Source organism: Sphingomonas sanguinis (genome assembly GCF_001476905.1).
GTDB classification, from domain to species: domain Bacteria; phylum Pseudomonadota; class Alphaproteobacteria; order Sphingomonadales; family Sphingomonadaceae; genus Sphingomonas; species Sphingomonas sanguinis_B.
On record NZ_LDTE01000219.1, the window covers coordinates 1 to 601 of the forward strand.

1 protein-coding gene is annotated in these 601 nt (G+C 71.7%); it reads right to left on the reverse strand.

Features of this window, described 5'->3' with window-relative positions:
• The coding region (locus tag SB4_RS18690; protein WP_058753738.1) for an HPP family protein at positions 1–554 on the reverse strand (554 nt) is incomplete at its 3' end.
• Positions 555–601: the final 47 nt, after the last annotated feature.

Sequence of the window (601 nt, forward strand, 5' to 3'; positions counted from 1 at the left end):
TCGGGGCCGATCAGCGCGGGGCTGGGCACAGGCGGCACCAGCGCCGGTTCGTGCGGATAGCTGCGCCCCGTCGCGCGGTGAAAGGCCATGCCGATCGCGACCAGCGCGATCGAGTTGATCGCCACCGGCGCGAAGGCGAAGGCGAAACCCGCCGCATGGATGCCCTGGCTGCCGATCACGGCGGTCAGCGCCGCCGCCCCGCCCGGCGGATGCAGGCAGCGCGCCAGCGACATGACCAGGATCGCACCCCCCACCGCGCATCCCGCCGCCAGCGGCAGCGAGGGGATCGCCTGAAACGCCGCCACCCCGACCAGCGTCGACAGGACATTACCCCCGACCACCGACCAGGGCCGGGCCAGCGGACTGGCGGGCACCGCGAAGACCAGCACTGCCGACGCGCCCAGCGGCGCGACGATGATCGGCAGGTCGGGGCCGAGCGGCGGCAACCCGCCACAGACGATGATGGTCAAGGCGATACCGATCACCGCCCCGACACAGGCGATCAGGCGGCCCGGCAGCGTGGCTCCGGCGAGCAGGGGTTTGAAGAAGGACATGGCCGCCTTTGAGGTTAGGGACTTTAAAAGCCCCTCCTCCCGGCAGG